1 pseudogene is annotated in these 3,083 nt (G+C 51.4%); it reads right to left on the reverse strand.

From position 1 onward, the window contains the following. Positions 1-222: 222 nt before the first annotated feature. Positions 223-2,908 (reverse strand): annotated as a pseudogene (gene acnA / locus J4G02_22860) (aconitate hydratase AcnA). Between the last annotated feature and the right edge of the window lie 175 nt (positions 2,909-3,083).

A 3,083-nucleotide genomic window follows, 5' to 3' on the forward strand; every position in this document is an offset into this window, starting at 1 on the left:
GCGGGATGGGTTGTCGGTAGGTTCACGGTTTTCGGGGCCGGCGATTATCGAAGAGATTGATTCGACAACGTTCATACCGTCTGGTACGGAACTGCACCTTGATGAAAATTACAACCTCATTCTCACCCTAGTTCAGGATGGTTAATTAGCAGGAACTCAATTCAATAAAAAACACCGGCAGAATCTCTACCGGTGTTTTTTATTTCAGTTATTGAACTTGTTTTAATCAGCCATCAGATTTCTGATGACATAATCCAGAATCCCACCGTGTTGGTAGTACTCTACCTCAATGGGCGCATCGATCCGGATGAGCAGTTCCGTCGATCGCGTCGTTCCCGATTGATCAATCCATTCCATCGTGGCAGTTTGACCCGGTTGCAGGTTGTCTGCGAAGCCGGTGATGCTGATGATTTCGCTCCCCGTCAAGCCGAGCGACGCTGCGCTCTCACCCTCCTTGAACTGCAAAGGCAAGATGCCCATACCAATCAGGTTGCTCCGGTGGATGCGTTCGTAGCTTTCGGAGACAACTGCTTTGACCCCCAATAGTTTGGGACCCTTCGCCGCCCAATCCCTCGAGCTGCCAGCACCGTATTCTTTGCCGGTGAAAACGATGAGCGGTGTATTTTGCTGCAGGTAATGTTGACCCGCTTCATACATCGTTGTCTGCTCCCCGGAGGGATAGGTAGCGGTATAACCGCCTTCGATATCGGGTAGCATGGCGTTTTTGATCCGGTTATTGGCAAATGTTCCGCGACTCATTATCCGGTCATTACCACGCCTTGCACCGTAGGTGTTAAAGTCCCTTCTCTCAACGCCGTGCTCGATAAGATACTTTCCAGCCGGACTATCCGCACCAATTGCACCAGCAGGGGAAATGTGGTCTGTCGTGACAGAATCTCCCAGAATAGCGAGAACCCTTGCGTCTTGAATATCTGTGATTGGTTCAGGCTTTAACCCGAACCCTTCAAAGAACGGGGGCTTTTGGATATAAGTACTTTCCTCGCTCCAGTGATAGAGTTCGCCTGTGGGGATATCTAACTCATCCCATTCCGGTGCTTGGTTGGCGATCTCGGCATAGAGGCGTTTGAATGTGTTGGCATCCAGCGACTGGGCGATCAGATCAGCAATCTCCTGTCGTGTGGGCCACACATCCCTCAAATAGACCGGTTCATTCGCGTCGTTATAGCCTAACGGTTCACTCGTTAGATCGACATCAATTCGTCCGGCAAGCGCGTAGGCGACCACGAGCGGTGGGGACATCAGGAAACTGGCTTTGACATCGCGGTGCACCCGCGCCTCAAAATTCCGGTTACCACTTAGAACGCTGACGGCGACGAGATTTCCCGCCTCAATCGCGCTCTGAATCTCTTCATCTAGGGGTCCACTATTCCCGATGCACGTTGTGCAGCCGTATCCAACGACGTTAAAGCCTAACTTCTCTAGATAGGGCAGCAATCCTGTCCCTTGCAGGTACTCCGTGACAACGCGAGATCCGGGGGCTAAACTGGTCTTGACGGAATCGGGGACGCGGATGCCGTGTTCGACCGCTTTCTTTGCGACCAAACCGGCGGCAATCATCACCGACGGATTGCTGGTGTTGGTGCAGCTGGTGATGGCAGCGATTGCGACATCGCCGTGGGTAATGCTCCCCGCGGCTTCCGCCTGCTGACGGTGCTCCTCAATCTCCGTCTGAGAAAGCCCGTAGCCACCCTCCGTAAGCGGTGCCGTCAACAGGCGAGGGAATGTCTCTTTCACCTTTGAGAGTTCAATCCGGTCTTGGGGTCGTTTGGGACCCGCAATGCTCGGCTCAATTGCATCAAGGTCAATCATCAACACCTCAGAATATTCCACCTCACCCGTTTTTGGGATGCCATACATATTTTGTTGCTGCAGATACGTCGTGACCAATTCCAGATCTGCTTCATCGCGCCCCGTTGCCCGAAGATAGTTCACTGATTCTTCGTCTGAAGGGAAGAACCCAACCGTAGCACCGTATTCGGGACACATGTTGGAAATGGTCGCCCGATCCGGGGTTGAGAGCGCTTCGACACCTTCACCAAAGAACTCCACGAATTTACCGACAACGTTTGTCTCTCGTAATCGTTGTACAACCGTTAGGACGAGATCTGTCGCTGTGACACCCTCTTTGAGTGTCCCTTTCATGTGAACCCCCAACACCTCCGGTGTCAGGATGTAAACCGGCTGACCGAGCATGGCAGCTTCCGCTTCGATACCGCCAACACCCCAACCTGGTGGTATGGGAATCGGTCCCGACCAATGTATCGGGATAAGCAACTGTTTCGCCGTTGATTGCATCGGGAACAACCAATTTGGCGAGATACTCCAGATTCACCTGATGGACGATCCCGATGGAGGGCGGAATCACCCTGAATTTATCAAAAGCCTGCTGGCCCCACTTCAGGAACTCATATCGCTCCTTATTCCGTTCAAATTCCCTTTGGGTGTTAATCTGTAATGCATTCGCCGTTCCATAGGCATCCACCTGAACGGAGTGATCGATGACCAGATCGACAGGGACGAGCGGCTCAATAATCTGCGGATCGCCGCCGAGTTCCTCCACCGCCGAACGCATCGCCGCCAGATCGACGAGAAGCGGGACACCCGTGAAATCTTGGGCAAGGACGCGGGCTGGCTTAAACGGGATTTCGACAGATTTGGGCTGTTTCGGATCCCAGTTTGCTAAGTCCACGATGTCCTGCTCTGTAATCTGTTGATTATCGTAGTTTCTCAGCAAAGATTCCAGCAAAATGCGTATGCTGACAGGTAAGTTGGAAACTGTTCCGATACCTTGTGCTTCTAAAGCAGGAAGTGAGTAGTAATGGATACGCTGTCCATTGGATTCCAAGGTTTGCAATGTGTTAAAGAGATTGTGCATCAATTCCGGCATCTAATTTTACCTACCTACGTTCATTGATTAAAAAGTAAGTAGGGAACGCAGAACTACGTTCCCTACAATTTGAAGTGCGTAAGTGCTGCTCCTAATGTATTTATGGTGAATTAGAGAAATAAGTGGACATTTACCAATAACTCCGACCTTCGTGAAGTTTGCAAAGTCCCCCTGA

Source organism: Candidatus Poribacteria bacterium (genome assembly GCA_021295755.1).
GTDB lineage: Bacteria > Poribacteria > WGA-4E > WGA-4E > PCPOR2b > PCPOR2b.